This window comes from Sediminibacterium sp. FW305-C-269, from assembly GCF_058231045.1.
Genome location: NZ_JBIQXQ010000002.1, coordinates 529,870 through 556,004, shown reverse-complemented (window position 1 = coordinate 556,004; position 26,135 = coordinate 529,870). Strand labels below are relative to the sequence as shown.

The 26,135-nt window shown below is 48.4% G+C and carries 24 protein-coding genes; 18 read left to right on the top strand and 6 right to left on the bottom strand.

The features are described from left to right. Positions 1–230 precede the first annotated feature (230 nt). From ACH3Y6_RS07770 to ACH3Y6_RS07760, 3 genes are all read left to right on the top strand, one after another. A complete protein-coding gene (locus tag ACH3Y6_RS07770) occupies positions 231–767 on the top strand; it encodes a hypothetical protein (RefSeq protein ID WP_490835028.1) in 537 nt (178 codons plus the stop codon). Positions 768–787: 20 nt separating this feature from the next. Beyond that, positions 788–1,222: a hypothetical protein gene (locus ACH3Y6_RS07765; protein WP_490835027.1), complete on the top strand. Its 435-nt coding sequence runs from the start codon at positions 788–790 to the stop codon at positions 1,220–1,222. A 108-nt stretch (positions 1,223–1,330) separates the two neighbouring features. After that, positions 1,331–2,272, top strand: coding sequence for an NAD-dependent epimerase/dehydratase family protein (locus ACH3Y6_RS07760; protein WP_490835026.1), 942 nt, complete (start codon positions 1,331–1,333; stop codon positions 2,270–2,272). A 361-nt stretch (positions 2,273–2,633) separates the two neighbouring features. Here the strand turns inward: ACH3Y6_RS07760 and ACH3Y6_RS07755 are convergent, their stop codons facing one another. After that, positions 2,634–3,455, bottom strand: a complete 822-nt coding sequence (locus ACH3Y6_RS07755; protein WP_490835025.1) for a hypothetical protein — start codon at positions 3,453–3,455, stop codon at positions 2,634–2,636. Positions 3,456–4,514: 1,059 nt separating this feature from the next. Here ACH3Y6_RS07755 and ACH3Y6_RS07750 point away from each other — a divergent pair. The 6 genes from ACH3Y6_RS07750 (at position 4,515) to ACH3Y6_RS07725 (ending at position 9,879) form a co-directional block, all read left to right on the top strand. Continuing rightward, positions 4,515–5,024 carry a hypothetical protein gene (locus ACH3Y6_RS07750; protein ID WP_490835024.1) on the top strand — a complete coding sequence of 170 codons (510 nt, stop codon included), beginning with the start codon at positions 4,515–4,517 and terminating at the stop codon, positions 5,022–5,024. A 111-nt stretch (positions 5,025–5,135) separates the two neighbouring features. Beyond that, on the top strand, positions 5,136–5,900 hold the full coding sequence (locus ACH3Y6_RS07745) for an SDR family NAD(P)-dependent oxidoreductase (RefSeq protein WP_490835023.1): 765 nt from the start codon (positions 5,136–5,138) through the stop codon (positions 5,898–5,900). Between the two features lie 360 nt (positions 5,901–6,260). After that, a complete protein-coding gene (locus ACH3Y6_RS07740) occupies positions 6,261–6,701 on the top strand; it encodes a VOC family protein (protein WP_490835022.1) in 441 nt (146 codons plus the stop codon). A gap of 232 nt (positions 6,702–6,933) precedes the next feature. After that, positions 6,934–8,031 (top strand): VIT1/CCC1 transporter family protein, encoded by a 1,098-nt coding sequence (locus ACH3Y6_RS07735; protein WP_490835021.1) that lies wholly within the window; start codon positions 6,934–6,936, stop codon positions 8,029–8,031. A gap of 91 nt (positions 8,032–8,122) precedes the next feature. Then, complete coding sequence (locus ACH3Y6_RS07730; RefSeq protein WP_490835020.1) at positions 8,123–9,229, top strand: DNA alkylation repair protein; 1,107 nt, start codon at positions 8,123–8,125, stop codon at positions 9,227–9,229. Continuing rightward, positions 9,148–9,879, top strand: a complete 732-nt coding sequence (locus ACH3Y6_RS07725) for a PepSY domain-containing protein (RefSeq protein ID WP_490835455.1) — start codon at positions 9,148–9,150, stop codon at positions 9,877–9,879. Before ACH3Y6_RS07730 ends, ACH3Y6_RS07725 begins: the two co-directional genes overlap by 82 nt. A 134-nt stretch (positions 9,880–10,013) precedes the next feature. Here ACH3Y6_RS07725 and ACH3Y6_RS07720 read toward each other — a convergent pair whose 3' ends face one another. Together ACH3Y6_RS07720 and ACH3Y6_RS07715 are read right to left on the bottom strand one after the other, a co-directional pair. Continuing rightward, entirely contained in the window at positions 10,014–12,671 is a 2,658-nt protein-coding gene (locus ACH3Y6_RS07720; RefSeq protein ID WP_490835019.1) for a glycoside hydrolase family 3 C-terminal domain-containing protein, read from the bottom strand. Between the two features lie 34 nt (positions 12,672–12,705). Further along, the gene (locus tag ACH3Y6_RS07715) at positions 12,706–13,305 is read right to left on the bottom strand and encodes a GNAT family N-acetyltransferase (protein ID WP_490835018.1); all 600 of its coding nucleotides are present in this window, start codon (positions 13,303–13,305) and stop codon (positions 12,706–12,708) included. Positions 13,306–13,407: 102 nt separating this feature from the next. On the opposite strand from ACH3Y6_RS07715, the gene glmS reads away from it, so the two are divergent. Together glmS and ACH3Y6_RS07705 are read left to right on the top strand one after the other, a co-directional pair. After that, a complete protein-coding gene (glmS, locus tag ACH3Y6_RS07710; protein ID WP_490835017.1) occupies positions 13,408–15,246 on the top strand; it encodes a glutamine--fructose-6-phosphate transaminase (isomerizing) in 1,839 nt (612 codons plus the stop codon). Between the two features lie 46 nt (positions 15,247–15,292). After that, a complete protein-coding gene (locus ACH3Y6_RS07705) occupies positions 15,293–17,512 on the top strand; it encodes a DUF4954 family protein (RefSeq protein WP_490835016.1) in 2,220 nt (739 codons plus the stop codon). A 66-nt stretch (positions 17,513–17,578) separates the two neighbouring features. Here the strand turns inward: ACH3Y6_RS07705 and ACH3Y6_RS07700 are convergent, their stop codons facing one another. Both ACH3Y6_RS07700 and ACH3Y6_RS07695 read right to left on the bottom strand, forming a co-directional pair. Next, entirely contained in the window at positions 17,579–18,172 is a 594-nt protein-coding gene (locus ACH3Y6_RS07700) for a porin family protein (protein WP_490835015.1), read from the bottom strand. A gap of 108 nt (positions 18,173–18,280) precedes the next feature. Beyond that, a complete protein-coding gene (locus ACH3Y6_RS07695; RefSeq protein WP_490835014.1) occupies positions 18,281–19,537 on the bottom strand; it encodes a metallophosphoesterase in 1,257 nt (418 codons plus the stop codon). Between the two features lie 195 nt (positions 19,538–19,732). Between ACH3Y6_RS07695 and ACH3Y6_RS07690 the strand changes: the two genes are divergently transcribed. From ACH3Y6_RS07690 to ACH3Y6_RS07660, 7 genes are all read left to right on the top strand, one after another. Then, a complete protein-coding gene (locus ACH3Y6_RS07690) occupies positions 19,733–20,413 on the top strand; it encodes a metal-dependent hydrolase (RefSeq protein WP_490835013.1) in 681 nt (226 codons plus the stop codon). 40 nt (positions 20,414–20,453) lie between these two features. Next, the gene (locus tag ACH3Y6_RS07685) at positions 20,454–21,254 is read left to right on the top strand and encodes a ParA family protein (protein ID WP_490835012.1); all 801 of its coding nucleotides are present in this window, start codon (positions 20,454–20,456) and stop codon (positions 21,252–21,254) included. Between the two features lie 93 nt (positions 21,255–21,347). Then, positions 21,348–22,271, top strand: coding sequence for a ParB/RepB/Spo0J family partition protein (locus tag ACH3Y6_RS07680; protein WP_490835011.1), 924 nt, complete (start codon positions 21,348–21,350; stop codon positions 22,269–22,271). A 6-nt stretch (positions 22,272–22,277) separates the two neighbouring features. Then, on the top strand, positions 22,278–22,940 hold the full coding sequence (locus tag ACH3Y6_RS07675) for a DUF5683 domain-containing protein (protein WP_490835010.1): 663 nt from the start codon (positions 22,278–22,280) through the stop codon (positions 22,938–22,940). A 104-nt stretch (positions 22,941–23,044) separates the two neighbouring features. After that, complete coding sequence (gene dapB / locus ACH3Y6_RS07670; protein WP_490835009.1) at positions 23,045–23,761, top strand: 4-hydroxy-tetrahydrodipicolinate reductase; 717 nt, start codon at positions 23,045–23,047, stop codon at positions 23,759–23,761. Positions 23,762–23,856: 95 nt separating this feature from the next. After that, positions 23,857–24,267, top strand: a complete 411-nt coding sequence (locus ACH3Y6_RS07665; protein ID WP_490835008.1) for an RrF2 family transcriptional regulator — start codon at positions 23,857–23,859, stop codon at positions 24,265–24,267. 21 nt (positions 24,268–24,288) lie between these two features. Then, on the top strand, positions 24,289–25,035 hold the full coding sequence (locus ACH3Y6_RS07660; RefSeq protein ID WP_490835007.1) for a hypothetical protein: 747 nt from the start codon (positions 24,289–24,291) through the stop codon (positions 25,033–25,035). A gap of 137 nt (positions 25,036–25,172) precedes the next feature. Here the strand turns inward: ACH3Y6_RS07660 and ACH3Y6_RS07655 are convergent, their stop codons facing one another. Beyond that, positions 25,173–26,132, bottom strand: a complete 960-nt coding sequence (locus ACH3Y6_RS07655) for an NAD-dependent epimerase/dehydratase family protein (protein WP_490835006.1) — start codon at positions 26,130–26,132, stop codon at positions 25,173–25,175. Positions 26,133–26,135 lie beyond the last annotated feature (3 nt).

Genomic DNA, 26,135 nt, shown 5'->3' with positions numbered 1-26,135 from the left:
CCCAACGGGGACTCTCTTATCCGTAGAGTCTCCCAACGGGGACTCTGCGGTTAGCAATCCGAATCCCAAGCGAATAAACCCAATCAATTTCTTACAAAAAACCAAGTACTGATCGATGTCGTGTGCTACTAACCGCAGAGTCCCCTGGTGGGAGACTCTGCGGAGAAGGTAAAATTGATTATCTTGATATCTGCTATTACACCGATCATCGAAATCTTATCAGCCATTTTATGAGAAAGCAATATTTTCTGACAACGGTCCTGTTGATACTATTGATCGCCTCCTGCAAAAGGAAGTCTGAACCGATCACTGTGACTGACGTAAGTATGGTAGCGGTCAAAGAGGATAGCGATCTTATCGAACCGCCGCCACCGCCGCCGCCCTCTCTGCATTTATCCAATCCGCTGACCTTACAGGAATGCTTCGTACAATTATCCAACAATGAACATCCGGAACCAGCTGATTCCGTTTTTCACCTCGGGCTCTATCAAATAAACGACCAGTATGTTGTATATTTCATTGATGCGAAACGATACCAACAGGATATGCAGGATCGGATGGAGAAAAAGACCTCTCAATACCTGAATAAATATTACCCGTTGAAAAACACCGAATTTACCGATCCAGCCTGGGAACGGGTTCAGCATAAGATCAAAACAGAACTGGCCAAATTCGCTGCCACCGATTCCTTTAAGCACTCTTCTTTAGCAAAAGCAGGATCTATCAGTATACGGTTTGAAGATGGGAGCTCTTTACGAATAAAGTAACGATCTTCTTTTTTCTAGGTATGAAAGAATTAGTACCATATATTTTATTTCTATTAATCCTGTCGTGTGCAATGGACCATGCTTGTACATCAGATATAGTAAATAAGTCAAAGAAGGATATAACTATTTTCATTGAGTATGATCGATCAACATTGGATAGTACATATCATTTCAAGAAGGAAAATTATCTAAGGCACTTACAAAATTTGAACGAGGGATCAGGGTTGCCATTTAAGTTTGACACACTTGCGCTAACCAGCCAATTTACATTACCGACCAATGTAAGACTCAGGGTCAGTTTTACAGCAGGCGGAGCGGGTGTTGTTCCAGATTATTCTTTAATCAATAAAATAAAGATTACAGATAACGAGTCAGCGAGAACTTACGATCATTCTTCGCTGGACACATTATTTAAAAGAATAAACAATGCGGTTTGGGAATTTCAAATACATTAAAAATTGTAAAAAATATCCAGACTACTACGAACATCCATATCAAATCATTTCACTTTTCCGAAGAGTCCCCCCTCAGGGGACTCTTCGGAGACCCAATATATATGCAATATGAAACAAACCATTCTCGGCGCAGGCGGATCCATTGGCATTGAACTTGCCAAAAACCTGAAGCAGTACACTTCTGACATCCGATTGGTCAGCAGGGACCCAAAAACTGTAAACCCTACAGATAAACTATTTCCTGCCGACCTTACCAAAAAAGAAGACATATTCAAGGCAATTGAAGGCTCAAGCATTACATATATAACTATCGGATTTTCTTACAACACCAAAGTATGGCAACAAACCTGGGTGCCATTTATGCAAAATGCAATCGAAGCCTGTTTGGAGCACAATTCAAAACTTGTTTTTTTCGATAATGTATATGCCATCGGCGGCGATCAGGTAAACCATATAACTGAACATTCACCGATCAGTCCAACGAGCAAAAAAGGACAGGTACGTGCAGAAGTTGACAGGCTCCTACTGGAAAATATTGAGAAGAATCATTTACAGGCAATCATAGCAAGATCACCTGATTTCTTTGGTGGCACGGCAAAGGCCAATAGCATATTAATGAATCTTGTGTACAATAACCTTGCGAAAGGCAAAAAAGCGCAATGGCTATGCAATGCAAAAATGTTGCACTCCATGGGATATGTTCCCGACCTGGCCAAGGGAACAGCTATGCTTGGTAATACCACGGAAGCTTACAACCAGATCTGGAACTTACCCGCAGACAATCAGAAAATAACAGGAGAAGGATGGATACAACTTTTTGCCTCTGCAATGGGAACAAAAAGCAGCTATACGGTTCTCCCAGACTGGCTGATAAGAACCTTGGGATGGTTCATACCGATCATGAAGGAACTATCAGAAATGAATTACCAATACGACAGAGACTACTACTTCGACAGCACTAAATTCAACAACTATTTTAATTTCACACCTACCCCCAATGCGGTAGCAGTAAAGCAGGCAATTGAACAAATGAGTGCTGAAATAAGCTAACCTATGTACAACCTCCCACATGCTCCAAGCCGCTGCGGTAAAGGGAATATCGAATAACAATTCCTGCCCTCCCTTCACCGAAGATTTCATTCTCCGCAGGGTCTACTTACAAAACTATCATCAACGCAAAGTCCCCGCCGGGTCTCTCGTAGAGGCCCCTGCGGCTTAGTAGCACTAAACACGCACGAAAATGACAGTCCCCATCAGTGCTCTGATATCGTATATAAGTGCCCTGTATTTCCAACTACCTGTCCGTATTCGCAAACGCAGGGTCCTCTGCGAGAGACCCTGCTGAGACCGAAACTTGAATCTTGAATCTTGCCCCTTGAATCTTGCTCCTTGAACCTTGCTCCTTCTCCCCTTACCCCACCGCCAGAATTTTCCCCGCCCCACAGTATTTCGTTTCCTGTATACTTTCATCAGGTCCGGGTTTACCCATCTGTATGCCTACGGCCAGGAACAGGCTATGCGTATCATTCAAAGTAACGGCTGCAGAGGTCTCTGATTGACCAGGCTCGCGTAAGCTGAGCAGGAGTTCCTCACCCGGCCGGGTTGCGGTGACCGGCAACCAGCTGGATACAGAAAGCGGACAATACGGTTTCTGCGTGGCTGCGCGATAGGTATAGTCCCTGCCATCATGTGTCAGGTCGCACATCACAAAAAAATGTACGATCAATCGGTAATAGGGTTGTTGCCAGGGAAACTGCAGATGGATGCCGGGCTGCAGGGCAGGAATCTCCATCCGGGCAGTGCCCTGTTCACGGTCAAAGATCGCCTGTAAAGGATAACGCAACACCGCATCAAAACTGTATCGCCGGTTCAGCGCAAAATTGGCCAGCAGGTAACGGTGCTGCGAGTACAGGATACAGCGTTGTCCCGGCGGATGTTCCGTATCCCGCAACTGCATGGTCTTATGCAGGGCCGAGAATGCCGCATTCAGGTTATGATCCACCAGGTTCACAAAAGGATGCAGCTCACACCGCAACAGCGAAGCCATCTTACTGCAGCTGCCAAATTCTGCATTGTTCGCACGTACCCTTTCAAAGTTCGGATGCTTTTTGATCTGCTTTTTGGTGGCGCCACCTTTGGTACGCAGAATGATCTTATCAGAGCCTTGGGGTCGAAAGGCGGATAGATTTGCCAGGCTCCCGGTAAATCCTCCATTGCCACTCAGAATTGCCATACACAGTTTATTTAAAGCGTGAACAGACTTGGGGCAGACAGATACGATATGCCTCTGCGGGAGGATACCTAAAGCTACTCTTTCCAGATCCTATTTACCAATACTTACCCCATAAATTCCCAAAATACCGTGAAAACACCCCCCATAACCCGCCCCTTTAAAGAGGCGGGTTATGGGCGGGTTATAGGCGGGTTATCTACGGGTTATCCCTCTATTAAGTACGGATCATCAATGAGTTGTGATACACTGGCGATGGAACAGGTGATCAGGGGTGATAGGCGCACCAGTGTTAATCAACTGGCTAACAACTCATTCCGTTGTTGGTCACCTGAGTACAGGTGTTCGGAACAATGAATTGTCTTTGGCATTGTTTCCCTGCCATACACTCCAGGGCATGGGTATCCGTTTATTCTCCTCAGGGTCTACTCACTAAGCCATCATCAACGCCAAGTCCCCGCTGGGTCTCTCGTAGAGGACCCTGCGGATTAGTAACACTACACATACTCGATAATGAAAATCACCATCAGTGCTCTAATATTGTTACATAATTTTCCTATATTTTCAACTAACTATCTGGATCGTAAACGCAGGGTCCTCTCCGAGAGACCCTGCTGAGACCGAAGAGCGCCTAATATCGTTACATCAATAACCTGTATTTCCAACCAACTGTCGGGTTGTATAACGTAAACGCAGGGTCCTCTCCGAGAGACCCTGCTGAGACCGAAGTTTTGGGATGTTAGTGCTGAGACGGAAATTATAAAGAACCGTCTTATATACTTTTGCGGTTTATGCCTGATTTTTTTGATAATTAAACTGTGCGGATGGTTAACGCAGGGTCCTCTGCGAGAGACCCTGCTGAGACGGGAATAATCTGCCAAATGAAATGTTAATCCGGGTTACCAACGCCTGTTTATCACATTGGTTTATTTAACTTGTTGTTTCACAAGTTGTAAGATCCGAAAACTTGTTTTAGTGCTGTTGGCTGTTGTGATCGACGATCTAACCAGTAACTATTTATTTTTAAAACCCCCACTGTCAGTCTGGACAGAGCAGGCACCCATGAATGTATTATTCCACACAACCGCAGCCATTGGTATTGTCGCAATGCTGACAGATACGAGAACTAAACCCCGTACAGCAACGCAAATGATCCTGCCGGGCATACTGGTATTCCTCGTAGGTATCGCTTCTCACGGGGCATTGGACTATATCCCCCACTGCTACCCCATTAATTCGAAGGTCGATGCCATAGTAGGACTGATCGTGATGATCACATTGACCATGATCAGTAAAAACACTTACAAGCCCATTGTCGCACTTGCCTTTCTGGGCAGTATTTTCCCAGACCTGATCGACCTGTCAATTCCGATCATCAATAAATATTTAGTTGTAAATTTGCCTGAGACACAAAAGCTTTTTCCCTGGCATTGGAAAGAATACTCAGGCTCCATTTATGTTACTGATTGTCGTATTTCGACAGTGAACCACTTCATACTGCTTGTAACCGTAACTGTGATCTGTTACTGTAGAAAAACGGATATCAAAAACATCATAACCTGCACGACTTAAAAGAGCGCGACCGTATAACCGTGCATCTACGATATGATCGAATAGGCATAGAACTCTTTAAAATTCTATTAGACTCAACGCATGAGTCATCACCGAATAAAAAAGTATATCATGAAAACCTTAGAGAACAAAGTCGCCATCATTACAGGCGCAGCAATGGGAATGGGAAGAGCCACAGCCGAACTGTTTGCAGAAGCAGGTGCCAAAGTGGTTGTTGCGGATTTCAATGCCGAGACTGGCAATGAAGTAGTGGCACATATCAAAGCCCAGGGCGGTACGGCCGCATTTGTGAAAGTGGACATCTCTGATGCCAAACAGGTGCAGGCAATGGTGCAGTTTGCCGTAGACACCTATGGCCGCCTGGACTGTGCTGTCAACAATGCCGCACTGAAACCCGACAACAACTCCTTCCAGGATCTGGATGAGGATTACTGGGACAAACTCCAGGCCGTTGACCTCAAAGGCACCGCCCTCTGTATGAAGTATGAGTTGCGCCAATTTGTGGCGCAAGGTGGCGGTGGTTCCATTGTGAACATCTCCTCCATCAACGCCTTCAAACCCACCACCGGCAACCCGGCCTACCAGGCATTCAAACACGGTGTGGAAGGTTTGACCAAAGCAGCCGCATTTGAATATGGTCCGCAGGGCATCCGCATCAATTCCGTGGCACCCGGCGCTATCCGTACGCCGATGCTTACCGCCGCATTGAAGAGTTTGGGCATCACCGAAGCCGATATCATTCCAACCATGAGCCGTCTTGGCCGCCTGGGAGAACCCCGTGAAGTGGCACAAGGTTCCCTGTTCCTCAGTTCCGACGCAGCCAGCTATGTTCATGGAACCGTATTGCATGTAGGCGGCGGCTTTGAATTGTTGTGATCCTTCTTCCAGGTTCTCCGGCAAAGCCAGAGAACCTGGAAGAATATTGAATATTGAGTCCCACCATGGCGGGAAATGATGAATGATGAAGTAAAATTATCTCTGCGTTCACTCCCCATTCTCTGCGGTGAATAGAACAGAGGAATAGATGAATGATGAGTGCTTCGAAAAGCCCAAAAACCACAAACTACAAATCACAAACTACAAATCACAAACCACAAACCACAAACCACTAATCTCCCCCTGTCGTATTCACTCACAGCTATTGTCGCAAATACCCCGTATGGCTTTGTGTATTCTTAACGATATTCGTGAAGTACTACAGTATTGACAACCATTCATTCACCTAAACAAGAAACCATGCCACTCATCAATCCACACATCAACTTCAATGGTAATGCCGAAGAGGCGTTTGAATTTTACAGATCCGTATTTGGCGGAGAGTTTGCACAGGTCATGCGCTTCAAGGACCTGGCCAGCGCCGAGTTCCCCGTATCGGAGCAGGAGGCCAATAAGATCATGCACATTGCTTTGCCCATTGGCAAAATGAATATCCTGATGGGAAACGATGTTCCCGAATTCATGGGCAAAACCAATGAGATGGAACACCGAAGCAAAATTGCCATCAGTGCCGAAAGCAAAGAAGAGGCCGACAAACTGTTCCACGGACTCTCCGCAGGAGGCACCGTTGAAATGCCCATTTCAGACAGTCCCTGGGGATCGTATTTTGGTATGTTCCGAGACAAATACGGGATCGAATGGATGGTGGATTTTGATCCGAGATACAAAGGGAAGATATAGTCTGGGGAATATTGAATATTGAACAAGGAATGTTGAATGTCTAGAAAAGATCCATGGAACAGAAGAACAAGGAATGTTGAAGTGCAGGAGGCCTCTGCGTAACCTCCGCGCTCTCCACGCCTCTGCGGTGAAAAGAGTATCAGATGTCTCGAAGAGAGATGATCTGCCAACACGCTAATGAACCAATTTTCGTAACTTTCCTGCAGTTATCATCCCCACCAAACACTGCAAGATGAAAAACAGCAGCATTCAGACCGAGATAGACGCAAGTTACCTTTACCAGAAATTAGCCGAGCACGAAGAAGACCCCACCATTGCCAATGTGTTCCGGCAGATGAGCGAGATAGAAAAAAGCCACGCAGAGGCTTTTGCCAAAAAAGAGAACCTTAGTGTAGAGAACCTGATGCAGCCCTCCTGGCGTGCCAAAACACTGAACCTGATCGGTAAGGTATTCGGCTACGATTATGTGCTGGGCTCTTTGATGGATACGGAGAAAGGACTTTCCAATGCCATCATCAGCACCAAGAAAAAGAATAACCTGGCCATCCGGGGAACAGAATCCGCCCACGTGAGCATATTGCGGGCCATTCTGGAGAAAGAGGAAAAAGTGACCGGTGCCCAGTTATCCAAGTTCGAAAAAAAACACCGTTCGGTGGGTGGCAATGCGATCCGTGCGGCCGTATTGGGCGGCAACGACGGACTGGTATCCAATTTCAGCCTGATCATGGGTATTGCCGGGGCTACCGCAGGACAGGAAGGTGTGTTACTGGCAGGACTTGCCGGCTTACTGGCAGGGGCATTGTCCATGTCGCTGGGCGAATGGATCTCTGTAAAGAGTTCACAGGAACTCTATGAGAACCAGATGCAGATAGAGATGGAAGAACTGGAGACCAACCCCGAAGGAGAACAGAAAGAACTGGCACTGATCTATATAGCCAAAGGCATACCTGAGGACCAGGCGCATGCCATGGCAGCCGATATCATGAAAGATCCCAGCCAGGCACATGAAGTGCTGGTGAAGGAAGAGCTGGGCATCAATGCAGAAGAACTGAAAGGCTCCGCCATTGAAGCTGCTGTGTATTCATTCATCATGTTTGCCATTGGCGCCATCATTCCCGTGATCCCGTTCTTCTTCATGAGCGGCATGAATGCCGTGATGGTGAGTGTGGCACTGAGCGCCGTGGGCCTGTTCCTGATCGGTGCTGCCATTACACTGTTCACCGGCAGGAACGTTTGGTATTCCGGTTTCCGTCAGGTTCTGTTCGGACTGGCCGCCGCTGCTGTTACTTTTGGCGTGGGTAAACTCATTGGGGTTTCGGTGGCCGGATAAATAACAGCTTGACCGTTCTTCCTTTTCACCACCAGGCAAACAAGCGCGATCGTATGTTTGCCCCCTGTTCTGTTGTACCCAACACAAACCTATGGCCTCGCTTTTAAAAGACCTGTATTCACCTGAGTTTTACGATCGCTTTGCAAAACCGGCAAGTGCCGTACTTCCTGCTTTCAACAAAAAGAAATTCAACCAGCTGCTCTTCGATAAGGACTGGGAAGCCAGGGAACTGAAACAACGCATGCGGCATACTGCCGAAGTGTTGCACCATTTTTTGCCCGATGATTTTGAGCAGGCCGCTGAACAGATCCTATCCCTGATCTCGCAACTGAAGAAAAACGGTTTTACGGAGAACAGTCTTGAGTTCATGTTCCTGCCCGATTATGTGGAACTGTATGGCATGGAACATTTTCGAAGTTCGGTACGATGCATGGAACAGGTGACACAATTCACCAGCTGCGAATTTGCCGTACGGGCCTTCCTGCTGCGGTACCCGGATAAAATGATGCAGCAGATGCAACGCTGGTCCTTACACAAGGACCACAAAGTGCGACGGCTGGCCAGTGAAGGAACCCGGCCCCGACTGCCCTGGGCCATGGCCATACCTGCCTTGAAAAAAGATCCCTCCCCTGTGCTGCCCATACTGGAGAACCTGAAACAGGACCCCTCGGAATGGGTGCGCCGCAGTGTGGCCAATAACCTGAACGATATTGCCAAGGACCATCCACAGATCGTAACCGCCATCGCCAAAAAATGGAAAGGCCTGGGCAAAGACACGGACGCCATCATCAAACACGGCTGCCGCACCTTATTGAAAAAGGGGCATGCTGAAATTCTCAGCTTCTATGGCCTCAGCAACAGCCAGGACATCCAGCTGACCCAAACCAGCCTGCTGACACCAGAGGTGAAGATCGGCAAGAATCTGTCCTTTGCATTTCACGTGCATAACCGATCAGGCAGATCTCAGACCGTTCGGTTGGAATACGGGATCCATTACCTGCGCCAGAACAGACAACTCTCCAAAAAAGTATTCAAGATCAGTGAGCGGGTCCTGGCACCCGATGAGCAACTGAGCATCCAGCGCAAACAAAGTTTCCGCCTGATCACTACCCGCAAATTCTATCCTGGGCAACAGCAACTTTCCATCATCATCAACGGACAGGAAAGAAAAACCATGCCTTTCATCCTTTTACCCTGACCGCATTCGTTACAACGGCTATACAATTTTGTATCTTTCCTGCATCCTGGCATCCTCACAGGCATCGGCATATGACGAATCAGACCAAAAGACAGCAACAGGCGAATATTTTACGGGTATTCCGCAAAGTGCACCGGCTTACCGGCGCCTTCCTGTTCGTGTTCTTCTTTTTCATCGCCATCACCGGTCTGCTGCTGGGATGGAAAAAACACAGCGGCAACCTGCTGCTGGCTCCCACACAAAAAGGAAGTTCTGCCAACCTGAAAGACTGGCTTCCCATGGACAGCCTGCACCAGAAAGCCTGCCAGTACCTGCACGATTCCGTATCAGCCAACATCTCACTGGAACTGGAGCGCATCGATATCCGCAAGGACAAGGGCATTGTAAAATTCGTGTTCGAAGAAGGTTTCTGGGGCCTGCAACTCGACGGTGTTACCGGCCGCCTGCTGCAGATAGACAGAAGACGCTCCGACTTCATCGAAAAGATCCACGACGGCTCCATCCTTGATCTCTACTTCGGGATCACCGGCGGCGAGATCAAACTCGTATACACCACCATCATGGGACTCGCTTTACTGGTATTCACCATCACCGGATTCTGGCTATGGTATGGACCGAAGAAAATGAGGAAGAAGAATATTGAATATTGAATCCCGCCATGGCGGGAAATGTTGAAGTGCAAGAGACCTCTGCGTAACCTCCCCGCCCTCCCCAACTCTGCGGTGAAAAAAAACGATCAGGCCCAAACCGACAACTCACTACTTACTACTTACAACCTACTCGATCACCGAACAGAAAGTGTCTCCTTCAACCAGAGCTGGCGCGAAGAGGCACCGATCATGATGCGGAAGTCGCCGGGTTCAATGACGGTATGCATTTTTTCATCAAGCATCTGCAGCATGGCTGGTGTGATGGTGAACTGCACCTGTTTGCTTTCTCCCGCACGCAGGTGAATGCGTTGAAAACCCTTCAGTTCCTGTACAGGACGGGCAACGGAAGCGAGCATGTCGCGTATGTACAGCTGCACCACTTCATCCCCATCCCTGCTGCCGGTATTGGTGATGGTGGCCTGCACGGTGACAGATTCGTTTTGTTGGATGCGCTGTTTGCTCAAACGGATATTGCTGTAGGCAAAGCTGGTATAACTCAACCCAAAGCCGAAGGGAAACAGAGGTTGTCCACTGAGGTTATAATAATCATCGCCCCTGCCCGTGGGTTTGTGGTTATATACCAGGGGCAACTGTGCTTCTGACAAAGGATACGTGATGGGCAAACGGCCGGCGGGGTTGGCATCGCCGAACAATACATCGGCCACTGCCCTGCCACCTTCTTCGCCGGGATACCAGGCATTGAGCACGGCAGGCACTTGTGGCAACCAGTTGTTCATGGTGATGGCGCTGCCACCGATCAACACCACTACCACGGGTTTACCTGTGGCGGCCACACGTTGTATCAGTTCTTCCTGTCTGCCCGGTAAAGCCAGTGAGGCTCTGTCCTGGAACTCGCCTTCATGAATACCGGCCACCAGTACTACTGCATCGGCTTGCTTTGCAGTGTTCACTGCTGCTGAAATGCTGGCTTCGCTATCGGTGACACCTGTTGCGTTCCAAACCAGCCGGATATGTGCATTGCCCTGCGGTTCATAGAACTCGATCCGGATGGCATAACTGCTGTCTTTATTGAAAGCATGATCAGCCAGGGTGGTATGATAACTTTGTTTCTGCCACTGATCCACCACCAAACGGTCATTGATGTACAAACGATACCCATCATTCCCATCCAACCCGATCCGGTAAGTGCCTGTTACGGGTGAACGCAATTGCCCCGTCCAACGAACGGAATAGTTATCTGTCGAAAGGTCCTGCTGTGGTGCATAGAGTGTCCAGTGAAGATCGATCTGTTTGTCCACGCGCTGCAGCAACGGTTGCCCCTGCAGGGTAAGGTTGTTGTAATACGATCCCTGTAAACCCTGTTCTGTTTTGCCGTTGTTCCGGCAAGACAAATATTCCGACGGCACCACCTGCCATTCCTGTGTACGGATACCCGGACCGGGCGCAAAACTGACCGCAACACCCATTCCCAGTTTTTCGCGGATCCCATCCAGGATAGAGATCTTTCCGTTGCCGGGACCACTGTATCCCCCCAGCCTGGCGGCTACGGCATCTGTACCGATCACGGCGATGCGGTTGAGTTGTTGAGAGAGTGGTAACAGGTCACCTGTATTCTTCAGCAATACCATGGACCTGATGGCAGCTTCTTTAGCGATGGTCTTATGTGCAGACCCATCCTGCGCTGTTTCCGGAACATAGGGATGTTCGAACAGTCCCAGTTCGAATTTGGCCGTCAACACCCGCGATACAGCATCATCGATCCTTGACATCGGGATCTCGCCATTTAGGAAGGGCGGGATGAACAAACGATGGTGCGCCCAATCGGTCTGGAAGATCACATCCAGTCCGTTGGTGATGGCTTTTTTACCCGCATCGGCATAATCCTTTGCCGTGAAGTGTAATACATTGGCGCCACCTACGGCGCTGGCATCGGAGATCACAAAACCTTTGAAGCCCCATTTCTTTTTCAGCAGCTGGTTCAACAAAGCATCACTGGCAGTGGCGGGACTTCCATCCACCGAATTGTATGCGGTCATCACAGAACGCGCACCGCCTTGTTGGATCGATACTTGAAAAGGAGGAAGATAGATCTCCTGCAACAACCTGTCGTTGACATGGATGGGATAACTGTCGCGGCCCCCATCGCCCACATTGGCAATAAAATGTTTGGGTGTGGTGATGATGCCCATTCTTTCAAAAGCGCCTACATACGCTACCGCCATCTGTGAAGAGAGTACAGGATCCTCTCCATAGGTCTCTTCTGTTCTTCCCCAACGTACATCGGAAGCAATGTTCACGACCGGTGTCAGTACCTGTCGTATACCACGGTGTCTTGTTTCAAGTGCGATTGCATGGGCCACCTGCCGCATCAGTGAAGTATCCCAGCTGGCGGCCAGCGCTATCGCCTGCGGAAAAGAAGTGGCGCCACCCCTGACCAGGCCATGCAACGATTCATCAAATGCGATCATGGGTATACCCAGTCGGGTCTGTTCCACAAAATAGCGTTGTATGGCATTGATCTTTTTGGCAAGTGCCAGTCCATTCTCTGCCGTACCATACTGCAACAATTGCGAAGCCGCATCCCCACCCTGCGAAGCGGCACTTACCTGTAATCCAAAAATACCATTCCGGTATTGTGAAGGGTCCTTGCCCAGGTCGCCGGGAATCATGAACAGCTGCCAGAATTTTTCTTCCGGCGTCATACGTGCCAGCAGGTCTTTCACCCTGGCAGCTATGGGCAGTTGGGGATCCCGATACGGCAACCGGCTTTGTGCTGCCACCTGCAGCGCCAGCAGACCACTTACAAAAAATAGTACGATCGATCGCATCATAACAGACAAATGAACAGGTATGACACCCGGTAAATTATAGTTGTTTTTGTAACCGCTCCTTAACCCCCTGCTCCCATTCCTGTTGCAGGATACTGAGAACGATGCTGTCTCTGCGGGTGCCATCGGGCTTGGGCATATGTTGCCGCAGCACCCCTTCTTGCACACAACCGATGCTTTTCATGGCGGCAATGCTGCGGGCATTGGAATTGTCTGCACGGAATTCCACGCGCAGCATGCCGAGTGTCTCAAATGCAAACTGCAGCAGCAAAAATTTGCAGTGCCGGTTCAATCCCGTTCCCTGGAATTGTTTACCATACCAGGTATAGCCCAGCTGCAGCGATCGGTTAGCGGGCTGGATATCATAGAAGCGTGTGCTTCCTGCATATTCGCCCGTTCGTTTATCGAACACCACAAAAGGATATTCTTTTCCCGACTCTCGGGCCGCTAAAGCGGTATCGATATAGGTCTTGAAATTCTCTTCGCCTGCTACTTCCGTAGTGGAGTACTTCCATAACTCCGGCTCATTTTGGGCATATATCAGCAGATTCCCGCAATCATCTTTCGTCAATGGACGCAACAACACGCAATCATCTTGCAGGATATAGTTTTCATAGGGATCAAATGCCTGAGACATAGTAAAATGCAATACTTTTAAATTTTGTATAATAGATATACAGCCATTGGGTCAGCCCAAAATAACGAATCTTGCCACGTAAATCACATTTAATCAAAGCATATGTGCGGAATTGTCGGTTACACAGGACACAGAGAAGCGTTTCCTGTTATTTTAAAAGGATTAAAACGGCTCGAATACCGGGGCTATGACAGCTCGGGTGTGGCGTTGCTGCATAACGGAACACTCAATGTTTTTAAAAAGAAAGGGAAAGTAGCCGAACTGGAAGAGGCGGTGATCGGTAAAGACCTGCACGCCCATATCGGCATCGGCCATACACGCTGGGCCACACACGGCGAACCCAGCGACAGGAACGCACATCCCCACCAGTCGCAGAACGGCGAACTGGCCATGATCCACAACGGCATCATCGAGAACTACACACAGATCAAACAGGAACTGCTTTCGAAAGGATACAGTTTCAAGAGCGATACCGATACCGAAGTATTGCTCAACTTCATTGAAGACATCAAGACCAACAATAACTGCACACTGGAAGAGGCCCTGCGTATTGCGCTGAAACGTGTAGTGGGCGCTTATTGCATCCTGCTCATCAGCGCAGACGACCCGGAAACCATCATTGCGGCACGGAAAGGAAGCCCGCTCGTGATCGGCATTGGCAAAGGAGAACATTTCCTGGCCAGCGATGCCTCGCCGATCATTGAATATACCAAGGAAGTGGTGTACGTGAACGATTACGAGATCGCGATCGTAAAACCGGATGAGCTGATCCTGAAGAACCTGGGTAACGAAAAACAGACACCCTTCATCACCAAACTGGACATGGAACTGGCCGCCATTGAGAAAGGCGGTTACGATCATTTCATGCTCAAAGAGATCCACGAACAACCCGATACCATATTCGACTGTTTGCGGGGAAGGCTGCTGACACAGACCGGGCAGATCATGATGGGCGGTATTGAGAACAACCTGGAAGCATTCATCAACGCGCCCCGCATCATCATTGTGGCCTGTGGCACCAGCTGGCACGCGGGCCTGATAGCCGAATACCTGATCGAGGAACTCTGCCGCATTCCGGTTGAAGTGGAATACGCATCTGAGTTCCGTTACCGCAACCCCGTCATCCACAAAGGTGATGTGATCATCGCCATCTCGCAAAGTGGTGAAACGGCCGATACGCTGGTTGCCCTGGAGAGCGCCAAGGAGAAAGGTGCTTTTATCTTTGGTGTGGTGAACGCAGTGGGCAGCAGCATTGCCAGGTTGAGTCATGCAGGTGCCTATACCCACTCCGGTCCGGAGATCGGTGTGGCCAGTACCAAAGCATTTACAGGACAGCTGGCCGTATTGGCCATGATGGCCTGTAAGATCGGCTATGCCAAGGGCACCATTGATCAGAAAAGATACCTGCAACTGCTGAACGACCTGGAAGCCGTTCCGGAGAAAGTGAAGGAGATCCTGAAAGACACCACACAGATACAACGCATTGCCAACAAATACAAGGATGCCACCGACTTCCTGTTCCTGGGCAGGGGCTATAATTTTCCTGTGGCATTGGAAGGCGCTTTAAAACTGAAAGAGATCTCTTACATACATGCGGAAGGATATCCTGCCGCTGAAATGAAACATGGTCCTATTGCCCTGGTGGATGAAAAATTACCGGTGGTGTTCGTGGCCACCAAGGATTCCTATTACGAGAAGATCGTTTCGAACGTTCAGGAGATCAAGGCCCGTAAAGGCATGGTGATAGCCGTAGCCACCGAAGGCGATGAGATCATACCGGGCATGGCGGATGACGTGATGCTGGTACCCGATGCAGACGAAGCCATTGCACCCTTATTGAGTGTGATACCGCTGCAGCTGCTCAGCTATTATGTGGGACTGGCCAAAGGACTGGATGTTGACAAACCCCGCAACCTTGCTAAAAGTGTTACGGTAGAATAAAAAAATTGTATTCCCCCGATTCTATTGTTTGACAAAATCAGCACAGATGCAACAGAACATGATCTATAAAACGCCATTGGATGCGTTGGGTTACAATTTCATCAAAGAGCCTTTTATACCCAAAGGAAAGAACGAGTATTACCTGCGGGATATGCAGATCAAGAACGGGATCCATTACCGGAAACTGTCTGCCTACGAAATTGAGATGCTGGTGCGCAACGGCAATACCAGCGATAACTGGAATAATATACTGGTATCGGACGCTTTCAATCCAGAACTGGTCAGGAACTGCAAGTTCTATGGCCTGGTCCGCATTGGTAAACTGGAGCCCTTCTGCCTGGGCTTCAGCGATCTGAAAGTGCCTGTGGGCCTGTACAATTCCACCATCATCAGCTGCGACTTCGGCGACAATGTGGTGGTAGACAATGTTCGATACCTCTCCCATTATATCATTGGCAGCGAAGCCATCATCACCAATGTGAATGAGCTGGTAACGACCAACCATGCCAAATTCGGCAACGGTATCATCAAACAGGGCGAGGAAGAGGATGTGCGTATCTGGGTGGAGCTCTGCAACGAGAATACCGGCCGCCGGGTGATGCCCTTTAACGGCATGCTGCCCGGAGATGCTTTTCTGTGGAGCCGTTTCAGGGACGACAAAGTGTTGCAGGACAAGTTCCAATCCTTCACCGAAGAGAAATTCGATGACCGCCGGGGTTATTACGGCAAGATCGGCGACAGGACCGTGATCAAGAACTGTAAGATCATCAAAGATGTGTGGGTGGGTACGGATGCCTATTTCAAAGGGGCCAACAAACTCAAGAACCTGACCGTGAACTCAGGCCCGGAAGGCCGCACACAGATCGGTGAGGGTTGCGAGATCGTGAACGGGATCATTGGTTTTGGCTGCCGCCTGTTCTATGGTGTCAAAGCCGTACGTTTCATCATGGCATCGCATTCGCAGTTGAAATATGGCGCCAGGCTCATCAACTCCTACCTGGGCAACAATGCCACCATCTCCTGCTGCGAAGTGTTGAATTCACTGATCTTTCCGGCACATGAGCAGCACCACAACAATTCCTTCCTATGCGCAGCGCTGGTGATGGGGCAAAGCAATATTGCCGCCGGCGCTACCATTGGTTCCAACCATAACAGTCGCGGAGCAGATGGTGAGATCATCATGGGCCGTGGTTTCTGGCCAGGTTTGTGCGTGAGCCTGAAACACAATTCGCGGTTCGCCAGTTTTACCATCCTCACCAAAGGAGATTATCCCGCCGAGCTGGATATTCCCTTCCCATTTGCACTGGTGAGCAATGATGTTACGCACGACAGGCTCGTGATCATGCCGGGCTACTGGTTCCTCTACAACCTGTATGCATTGGCACGCAACTCGTGGAAATATGTGGACAGGGATAAACGCAAGGAAAAGATCCAGCATATTGAATACGATTTCCTGGCACCCGACACCGTGAACGAAATGCTGGCCGCCATGAAACTGATGGAGGAGGCCGTAGGCAAAGCCTATGCCCGCAGCGGCCGGATGGAAAGAACCTTCAGCGACGATGCCGCCGCCGGCAGACACCTGTTGCAAAGTGGTAACAAGATCGTGAATGAACTGGAAGTGCTGGCTGAGAACATAGAGAACAGCAAACGCAATGTGGTACTTATCAAGGTACTGGCTGCTTATAAGATCTACGAGGAACTGGTGATCTATTACGGCACCACCCGCCTGCTGGAGTTCATCAGGCAGAACGATATCGAGTCACTGGAGGTATTGAAAGCAGCTTTACCCACCAAAAAGAACCGGGGCAACTGGATCAATGTAGGCGGACAGCTGTTACCCGAGGAAGAACTGACCAGCTTACGCGATAAGATAAAGGCCGGTAAGATCCGGTCATGGGATGCGGTACATGAGTATTATATCGCCCAGGGCGAAAAATACCCGCAACTGAAACTGCAACATGCACTGGCTGCTTTATCGGATATTACCGGCCTGAACCTGAAACGGCTGGACAGTCACCAATTCAATAACCTGCTCAACGGCTGCATTGCCACCAAGGAATGGCTGACCAAGGGTATTTATGATGCCAGGGCAAAAGACTACCATAATCCTTTCCGGAAAATGGTGTATGAAAGCGTTGGCGAAATGAATACTGTGTTAGGAAAACTGGAAGAGAACAGTTTCATCAAAGAACAGATTGCAGAACTGAAGGAATTCAAGACAGGCATTGCTGCACTGAAAAAGAAATACAAACTCAAAGCATAAAATACAAAACGCCGAACGCAGGGATATTCACCTGTGTTCAGCGTTGTATATCGCAGTAATCAGCTACTAGAACCGTAAGCCGATACCTCCCTGTATCTGCTGGTTGGTCCATTTGTCTTTGTTGTCGATATCGTTGATGTTCTGCAGACCGATATTATAGCGGCCATAGATGCGCAGGTACTTGAAGTTCAGCTGGGCACCCGCTACCAATGCAAAGTCACCATCTTTAAATGCCGATTGTCCGTTCTGCAGTAAGGTATTGTCCTTTTTCAGCAGGATACCGAACTGAGGTCCTGCATTCAGGGTAAGGATACCACCTACATTGTAACGCAACAATAAAGGGATGGTCAGGTAATCCAGTTTGATCTGCTGGTTACCATCCAGCAGGGGATTGACAGAAGTTGCATAAATAGTTTTAAAGCTGGAAGGTTTACTGGTAGACTGGCTCCAGAGTATCTCTGGCTGTAAGCCCCATTTTTTATTCAGGTCCAGTTCCAGGAAACCACCGAAATGATAAGACAGGTCAAATCCATCATTGAAAGATTGACCTGATATCTTATTCAGGTTAGCACCTGCTTTAATACCTGCCCGTACACCCTGGGCCTGCGACACAGTGACGATCGACAACAGTAACAGGGCTGAAAAAATGACTTGTTTCATAGAATTGGTTTTGTTTGATTGACTATGTTCAATGACCGTGCCAAAAAACATTTTGAAATAGATAGTTGATTGACTACTCGGTATTTATGATTTACAGATCTGGATACTTTAACTTATTGCTGTCAATTCTATCACGGTGATCTCAGGCAGGATGCCCACCCTTCCGGGGTAGCCGATAAAACCATATCCCCGGTTCACATACAGTTTCTGGTTACCTTCTTCATACAGGCCTGCCCACTGTTTGTACATCCACTGTACGGGGCTCCATTTGAAATAGGGATTTTCAAGACCGAACTGCATGCCATGGGTATGTCCCGATAACATGAGATCGATATCGCTGTATTTGGGTTTGACCTCCGCATCCCAATGGCTGGGATCATGACTCAATAATATTTTAAAAGGAATGTTCTCTGTTCCGGGATAAGCTTCCTGCATCTTACCGTATTTGGGAAAACGTCCTTTGGCACCCCAGTTCTCGATACCCAGCACAGCGATCTGCTCGCCGTCCCTGTTGAACAGCACGTGCTCATTCATCAGCAAACGCCAGCCCAGCTGGGTATGCACCTGTTTCAGCCTTTCCAGGTTAGCGGCTTTTTCCTGTTTCGAAGGCCAGGCGACATAATCGCCGTAATCGTGGTTGCCGAGCGAACTGTACACGCCCATGGGCGCTTTGAGGCGGTTGAACACATCCATATAATCGTGCATCTCATCGGCCCGGTCGTTCACCAGGTCGCCGGTGAACAGGATCATATCGGGCTTTTGCTGCAGTATCAGTTCAACGCCATGGTTCACTGCTTCCTTGTTATGGAAACTGCCGCTGTGGATATCGCTGATATGCACGATCCGCAAGCCATCAAATGCTTTGGGCAGGTTGGCAAAACCCAGTTGCATCTTTTTAACCTGGTACTTGTATTTATTGCTGAAGCCATAGAGCAAGGTACCGAACAGACCACCGCCCAGGCCCAGGCCCAGCCAGCTCAGGAAAGTGGACCTCGGGATACCGTTGCCTTCGCCCATAAAACGGGCGCCGGTATCGGGCAATATCTTCGACAACAGGAACAGGGAGCCCCTGCGCAGGTCATCGGTAAAAAAGAACAGGGATGCCACCAGTTTGGCGAAGAAAATACCCACCAGTATGGCAAATACATAGTTGCGAAACAGTTTGGAGCTTTGCAAAGCCTGTATATAGGGAAAGGAGAGCAATGCCGCCAGGGTGAACAGGGAAATTACCCAGTAACTCACATGGATCCAGGTGCGCAAACGCTCGCTGGAGTTCTGGGTAACGGTTCGTAAAGCCTGGAACACATACAGATCCAGTAACAGCATGATCAGGGCTATGATCCACCAGGTGCCTGCATTTCTCATGAATGGTCGTTTAAGGGTTTGTTCTTGTTGACGTTTGACCGGGCCTGATATTGTTTTCCGGAAAATCAGCCGTAAAGATAGGCCCACACTCCCCCGCCTGCCAATAGTCCGCTCCTCATAACAGGATTTGAAGAATATTGTTTCGGAAGATGTGCCCTAAAGTGTATTTTTGAAACTTTCAAATAAAGGATCCGCATGAAACTGACTTTTTATGGCCATTCCTGTTTCCAGGTAATGATCGGGGGTAAGAAAATACTCTTCGATCCCTTTATTACCTATAACGAACTGGCCAAAGATATTGATGTGAACCAAGTAGAAACAGATTATATTTTTCTATCACATGGTCACATCGATCATATTGCCGATGCGGTATCCATAGCACAAAGAACGGGTTGTAAAGTGGTGGCCAACTGGGAAATACATGAGTGGCTGAACAAACAGGGTGTCAGCAATACCCACCCCATGAACACGGGAGGTAAATGGACATTCGACTTTGGCACCGTAAAATGCACGGTAGCGCAGCATAGCAGCGGTTTGCCCGATGGCAGTTATGGGGGTAGTCCCATGGGCTTTCTGTTCAGCACCGGGGAAGGTGATTTTTATTACAGCGGCGATACGGCCCTGACCCTGGATATGCAGCTCATCCCTACCTGGGCCAAGCTGAATTTTGCAGTGCTGCCCATTGGTGACAATTTTACCATGGACGTGGCCGATACGGTCAAGGCGGCAGATTTTGTACAATGTTCCACGGTAGTAGGCGTACATTACAATACATTTGGTTTTATAAAGATCAACGAAGCAGAAGCCAGGGCAGCATTCGGTGCCGCCGGTAAACAGCTGCTGCTTCCGGCGATCGGCGAAACAATCGATATCTAAAACATTCATCAAAACAGCCCTTCGGGGTTTGGGGGTACATATGGCGAGAATCATCGGCGTAGCCAATCAGAAAGGCGGAGTAGGTAAAACAACATCAGCAATCAATGTAGCGGCCAGCCTGGCTGTTCTTGAATTCAAAACATTACTGGTAGATGCGGATCCGCAGGCCAACAGCACCACCGGTGTGGGCTTTGACCTGCACAACATCACCAACAGCCTGTACGACTGCATGGTGAACAATGCTCCTGCCTCAGACGTAATCCTGAAAAGCGATGTACCCAACCTGGATGTACTGCCCTCCCATATAGACCTGGTGGGTGCCGAGATAGAGATGATCAATTACCCTAACCGGGAGAATGTACTCAAGACCATACTGGATGCGGTGCGGGACAAATACGATTTCATCATCATCGACTGCTCCCCTTCCCTGGGCCTGATCACCGTGAACTCACTGGTGGCATCCGACAGCGTGGTTGTTCCGGTACAGTGCGAGTTCTTTGCGCTGGAAGGACTGGGTAAACTGTTGAACACCATCAAGATCGTGCAGAGCCGGCTTAACCCTGAACTGCAGATAGAAGGCATCCTGATGACCATGTACGATGGCCGCCTGCGTTTGTGCAACCAGGTGGTAAGCGAAGTGAGAAGACATTTCGACGATATGGTGTTTGACACCATCATACACCGGAATACCCGCCTGAGCGAAGCCCCCAGTGTGGGCAAACCCGTGATCCTGTATGATGCAGAAAGTAAAGGCGCTGTGAACTACCTGAACCTGGCCAAAGAAATTTTACAGAACAACGGCATGACAAAAATGTCGAACGAAGAAAGAATACTGGAATAAATACATTAGTAATGAGCAGCTGTTAATGCATCAGCAGTAACTGCTCACCCGCAAACCCATTGCTAATTAAGAATTATTAATTACGAATTGCCCATGACCACTCCCAAACAAAACAAAGACCTGATCGGCAAAGGCCTCCGTTCTTTGTTACAGAATATTGACCAGGACCTGAAAACCACTGCCGGCAGTTTAAAGACCGATGTGGTGGAGCAGGTTACCCATACCACCCGCATACCGCTCAGCGATATACAGATCAACCCCAAACAGCCCAGGAGGGATTTTGATGAAACGGCATTGAATGAACTGGCGGCTTCTATCAAACTGCATGATATCATCCAACCGCTTACGGTGTCCAAATTACCCAATGGCAAATACCAGCTGATTGCAGGTGAGCGCCGATTCAGGGCATCCAAGATAGCCGGTTTAAAAGATGTGCCGGCCTATGTACGCCAGGCCAATGACCAGCAATTACTGGAACTGGCCTTACTGGAGAACTTACAGCGGGAAGACCTGAATGCGGTTGAGATAGCCCTCAGTTACAAAAGGATGATGGAAGAGCTGAGCTATACACAGGAACAGGTAGCGGAAAGGATGGGTAAAGAAAGAAGTACTGTGACCAATTACCTCCGCCTGCTGAAACTGCCACCCGATATACAGCTGGCAGTGAGGAGCGGCGCATTGAGTATGGGACATGCCAGGGCATTGGTGAACATAGACACCATCGACAAACAGTTATTTGTTTATAAAGAGATCCAGGGCAAGGGCCTCAGCGTACGCCAGACCGAAGAACTGGTCCGGAACATGTACAAAGCAGAAAAACCCGGTGCTGTTAAATCTTCCGTAAAGTCTGACCTGCCTCCGGCTTACAAAAAAATTGAGGATAATTTAGCCTCTCATTTTGCCACTAAGGTTAAAATGGCTCATAATAAAAAAGGCTACGGCAGCATCACCATCGAATACTATTCACTGGAAGAACTGAATAAGATACTGGATGCGATGAATGTTTCCGTGAGTTAATCGCTGATGAAATCATATTCTTTTTTCATATGGTTACTGGTGGGCCTGTTGGGTGCCTGTGAGCTTAGTGCACAGGACGATAAAAAAACATTGGCCAACAGCAGTGCTTTCACCACTCCGGGCGATAGCGCCGTAAAACAGCAGGCAGCCGTAAAAAAAGATACGGTCAAAAAACATAACCCACGCATTGCCACCAAACGTTCTGCACTCATTCCCGGCTGGGGACAGGCCTATAACAGGGAATATTGGAAGATCCCGATCGTGTATGGCATACTCGCCATTCCTGCAAGTTTGTATTTTTACAATAACGACTACTACAAAAAAACAAAGTTCGCCTACGAAGCATTGTATAAAGCGCTGGGACCTAATAAAGATACCACCGATCTGCCCTTTATAGACCCGCAGTTAAAGAACCTGAGTATTACTTCTTTACAAAGTTACCGCAACTCCTTCCGTCGTGACCGAGACTATTCCATTCTCTGGTTTTTGCTGGCCTGGGGACTTCAGGTAGCGGATGCCACGGTGTTTGCCCACCTGAAACAGTTCGATGTAAGCAATGATCTGTCGATGGAACTGGCCCCGGTTTTTAATCCCGTTACGCGCACACCGGGCCTGGGCCTTACCCTGAACCTGAAGCCTCCGGTCAGGAAACCCGTGATAGCAAGGTAATTACCAGGTTTTCAAGAAAATATGGCAGACTCCCTTGAATTCTACCTCCGATGTATTTCCTTTGCAGAAAAGGATACAGAAGTTTCCTTCATCAAACCAGTATTATGAAAATTGCACTGATCGGCTACGGCAAAATGGGAAAAGCGATTGAAGCCATTGCCCTGGAAAAAGGCCACGAAGTGGTTCTGAAGATCGACATCAATAACGCCGCCGACCTGAATAAAGAAACTATCAGCAAGGCTGATGTGGCCATTGAATTCACAGGTCCGCACAGTGCTTTCGACAACGTGATGAAATGCCTGGAACTGGGTATTCCCCTGGTTTGCGGTTCTACCGGATGGTTGGATAAATGGAATGAAGCAAAAGCTTTTTGTGAACAACAGAACGGCACCCTGATCTATGCCAGCAACTACAGCATTGGCGTAAACCTGTTCTTTGAACTCAATACCCGGCTGGCCAAGCTGATGAGCGGTTATCCTGCATACAATGTAAGCATGGAAGAGATCCATCATACACAGAAAAAGGATGCGCCAAGCGGTACCGCCATTACATTGGCAGAACAGGTACTTGCCAATATCCCGTCCAAAAAGAGCTGGGTAAACCATACAACCGATAACCCGGCAGAGCTGGCGATTGTATCAGAAAGGATTGATCCGGCACCGGGCACACACAAGATCAGGTACTCCTCTCCCGTTGACGATATCGAGATCATTCACACTGCCCATAACCGCATCGGTTTTGCAGGTGGCGCCGTACTGGCAGCAGAATTTGCAATCGATAAAAAAGGTATCTTTGGAATGAAAGATGTACTGGGTTTATAAACACGCCCCCTGTTTATGATGCCCCTCCGATAAAACAATCCAGTATCAGCGGTAAGTCCTGCTTACGTGTATCCCTTATCATATAACTTATCCTCATGCTATCGAAGAAAACACAATATGCCCTGAAAGCGCTAACCTACATGGCCGAACGCAAAAAAGACGGTCCCATTCTGATTGCAGAGATCTCAAAAAAGAAGAAGATCCCACTTAAATTCCTCGAAAATATCCTGCTGGAATTGAAGAGGGCCGGGTTGCTCGACAGCAAAAAAGGAAAAGGCGGAGGTTATTTTTTCAAAGTCGATCCCAAGGATATCCCTTTGGCACAGGTTATGCGGTTGATTGAAGGACCTATTGCCTTATTACCCTGTGTAAGCCTGAATTTTTACCAGAAATGTAAGGACTGCGATGAAAAAAAATGCGGACTGAATACCGTAATGAAACAGGTGCGCGATAATACCCTGGTGATACTGGAGAACAAAACTGTGTACGACTTACTTGCAAAATAACAACCATCCTAAACCCACATCATGAAAAAACTACTCATTATCCTGTTATGCCTGCCTATGTTTGCCGGCGCCCAAAAGCTGATCGGCGGAAAAAATATCCTCCGTTGGAACATTGGCTCCATGGCATTAAGAAACTACCACTTTACCTATGAACGCAGTCTTACCAGGAACCTGTCTGCTTCACTCAGCTACCGTACCATGCCCAAGGGAACCCTTCCCTTCCAGGACAAGCTGGCCGATATCATCGACAGTAAAAATGTGAACTTCGGCAATTTCCAGATTGGCGGTACCGCCTGGACCCTGGAAGGCCGTGTGTACATTGGCTTGGGACGCATGAAAGGATTTTACGTGGCCCCTTATCTGCGTTTTGCGGATTTTGATATTTCTGCACCTGTCAAATACACGTATACATCCACTACCCCCCCTACCACTGGCCAGACCTTTTCCAAGGAAGCCAATTTTGTGGGTAAGATCAAATCTACCAGTCCCGGATTGTTATTGGGTTGGCAGTTCCAAATCGCTACCAAGATCGTACTTGACCTGCAGATTATTGGCGGACATTATGGTAGCGGTTCGGGCGACCTGAAATTCTTATCCACTTTAAGCAACGATGAAGTGACCGCACTGAACAATAGTATCAACGATATTAAAAACAATTCCGGCCCTTACAAATTAACCGGTAGTGCCAACAACAATGGTGCACAGATCAGGGCCGATGGCCCCTGGTTCGGGATCCGGTCCAATATTGGTATTGGGGTGCGATTTTAATTAGTAATTATTAGTTAGTAATTAGCAATAAAGAAGGGCTGTTATTTCCGGATCATTGGAAATAACAGCCCTTCTTGTATTTGATCGACACCTGCTGACAGCAAGCAATGGTTAACTACTAATTACTAATTAATCAATTAAGCATTCGTTTTCTTAAGATTAGTCAGCATATCCACCGTCATCTTGCCAAGGTCATACTCTGCTTTCCAGCCCCAGTCGCGGTTGGCTACACTGTCGTCAATGCTCTGCGGCCAGCTATCGGCAATGGCCTGGCGGTAATCGGGGGCATAACTCATGACAAAATCAGGGATATGTTTCTGTATCTCAGCCGCAATTTCCCTTGGCGCAAAACTCATACCTGAAATATTATACGAAGTACGTATCGAGATCTTATCGACTGGAGCATCCATCAGCTCCAGTGTGGCGCGGATCGCATCCGGCATGTACATCATGGGCAGGTAGGTATCTTCCTGTAAAAAACATTTGTATTTCTTACGTTCGATGGCTTCGCCATAGATCTCCACTGCATAATCAGTGGTACCTCCGCCTGGTTCCGATTTGTAGCTGATGAGTCCGGGATACCGGATACTGCGCACATCCACCCCATAACGGTTGTGGTAGTAATTACACCAGAATTCACCGGCGTATTTACTGATACCGTATACAGTGATGGGTTCTATCACGGTCTGCTGCGGACATTGCTGTTTGGGAGATGTGGGGCCGAACACCGCAATACTGCTGGGCCAGTATACTTTGTGCAGGCTCTCTTCACGCGCGATATCCAGCACATTCAGCAGGCCCTGCATATTGAGGTGCCAGGCAAGATTGGGATTTTTTTCGCCCGTGGCAGATAAGATCGCTGCTAACAGGTAGATCTGCGTGATGTTCTGTCGGATCACCTGAACATGCAGCATTTCCTTATTCATCACATCAAGGCTCACATATGGCCCGGTGCCTTTCAACAGAGGATTCTCTTCGCGCAGGTCCGAAGCAACCACATTGTTATTTCCGTATTTTTTCCGAAGGGCAAGCGTTAATTCCACCCCGATCTGGCCCGAAGCACCGATCACGAGGATCTTCTCTTTTACAATAGACATGGC

Coding starts and splice junctions, on each gene's coding strand:
- ACH3Y6_RS07745 (WP_490835023.1), top strand. CDS start 5,136: ATGAAAACCTTAGAGAACAAAGTCGCCATCATTACAGGCGCAGCAATG.
- ACH3Y6_RS07750 (WP_490835024.1), top strand. CDS start 4,515: ATGAATGTATTATTCCACACAACCGCAGCCATTGGTATTGTCGCAATG.
- ACH3Y6_RS07760 (WP_490835026.1), top strand. CDS start 1,331: ATGAAACAAACCATTCTCGGCGCAGGCGGATCCATTGGCATTGAACTT.
- ACH3Y6_RS07755 (WP_490835025.1), bottom strand. CDS start 3,455: ATGGCAATTCTGAGTGGCAATGGAGGATTTACCGGGAGCCTGGCAAAT.
- ACH3Y6_RS07655 (WP_490835006.1), bottom strand. CDS start 26,132: ATGTCTATTGTAAAAGAGAAGATCCTCGTGATCGGTGCTTCGGGCCAG.
- ACH3Y6_RS07730 (WP_490835020.1), top strand. CDS start 8,123: ATGGCCTCGCTTTTAAAAGACCTGTATTCACCTGAGTTTTACGATCGC.
- ACH3Y6_RS07720 (WP_490835019.1), bottom strand. CDS start 12,671: ATGATGCGATCGATCGTACTATTTTTTGTAAGTGGTCTGCTGGCGCTG.
- ACH3Y6_RS07685 (WP_490835012.1), top strand. CDS start 20,454: ATGGCGAGAATCATCGGCGTAGCCAATCAGAAAGGCGGAGTAGGTAAA.
- ACH3Y6_RS07735 (WP_490835021.1), top strand. CDS start 6,934: ATGAAAAACAGCAGCATTCAGACCGAGATAGACGCAAGTTACCTTTAC.
- ACH3Y6_RS07770 (WP_490835028.1), top strand. CDS start 231: ATGAGAAAGCAATATTTTCTGACAACGGTCCTGTTGATACTATTGATC.
- ACH3Y6_RS07675 (WP_490835010.1), top strand. CDS start 22,278: ATGAAATCATATTCTTTTTTCATATGGTTACTGGTGGGCCTGTTGGGT.
- ACH3Y6_RS07740 (WP_490835022.1), top strand. CDS start 6,261: ATGCCACTCATCAATCCACACATCAACTTCAATGGTAATGCCGAAGAG.
- ACH3Y6_RS07665 (WP_490835008.1), top strand. CDS start 23,857: ATGCTATCGAAGAAAACACAATATGCCCTGAAAGCGCTAACCTACATG.
- ACH3Y6_RS07715 (WP_490835018.1), bottom strand. CDS start 13,305: ATGTCTCAGGCATTTGATCCCTATGAAAACTATATCCTGCAAGATGAT.
- ACH3Y6_RS07690 (WP_490835013.1), top strand. CDS start 19,733: ATGAAACTGACTTTTTATGGCCATTCCTGTTTCCAGGTAATGATCGGG.
- ACH3Y6_RS07765 (WP_490835027.1), top strand. CDS start 788: ATGAAAGAATTAGTACCATATATTTTATTTCTATTAATCCTGTCGTGT.
- ACH3Y6_RS07695 (WP_490835014.1), bottom strand. CDS start 19,537: ATGAGAAATGCAGGCACCTGGTGGATCATAGCCCTGATCATGCTGTTA.
- dapB (WP_490835009.1), top strand. CDS start 23,045: ATGAAAATTGCACTGATCGGCTACGGCAAAATGGGAAAAGCGATTGAA.
- ACH3Y6_RS07700 (WP_490835015.1), bottom strand. CDS start 18,172: ATGAAACAAGTCATTTTTTCAGCCCTGTTACTGTTGTCGATCGTCACT.
- ACH3Y6_RS07680 (WP_490835011.1), top strand. CDS start 21,348: ATGACCACTCCCAAACAAAACAAAGACCTGATCGGCAAAGGCCTCCGT.
- ACH3Y6_RS07705 (WP_490835016.1), top strand. CDS start 15,293: ATGCAACAGAACATGATCTATAAAACGCCATTGGATGCGTTGGGTTAC.
- ACH3Y6_RS07660 (WP_490835007.1), top strand. CDS start 24,289: ATGAAAAAACTACTCATTATCCTGTTATGCCTGCCTATGTTTGCCGGC.
- glmS (WP_490835017.1), top strand. CDS start 13,408: ATGTGCGGAATTGTCGGTTACACAGGACACAGAGAAGCGTTTCCTGTT.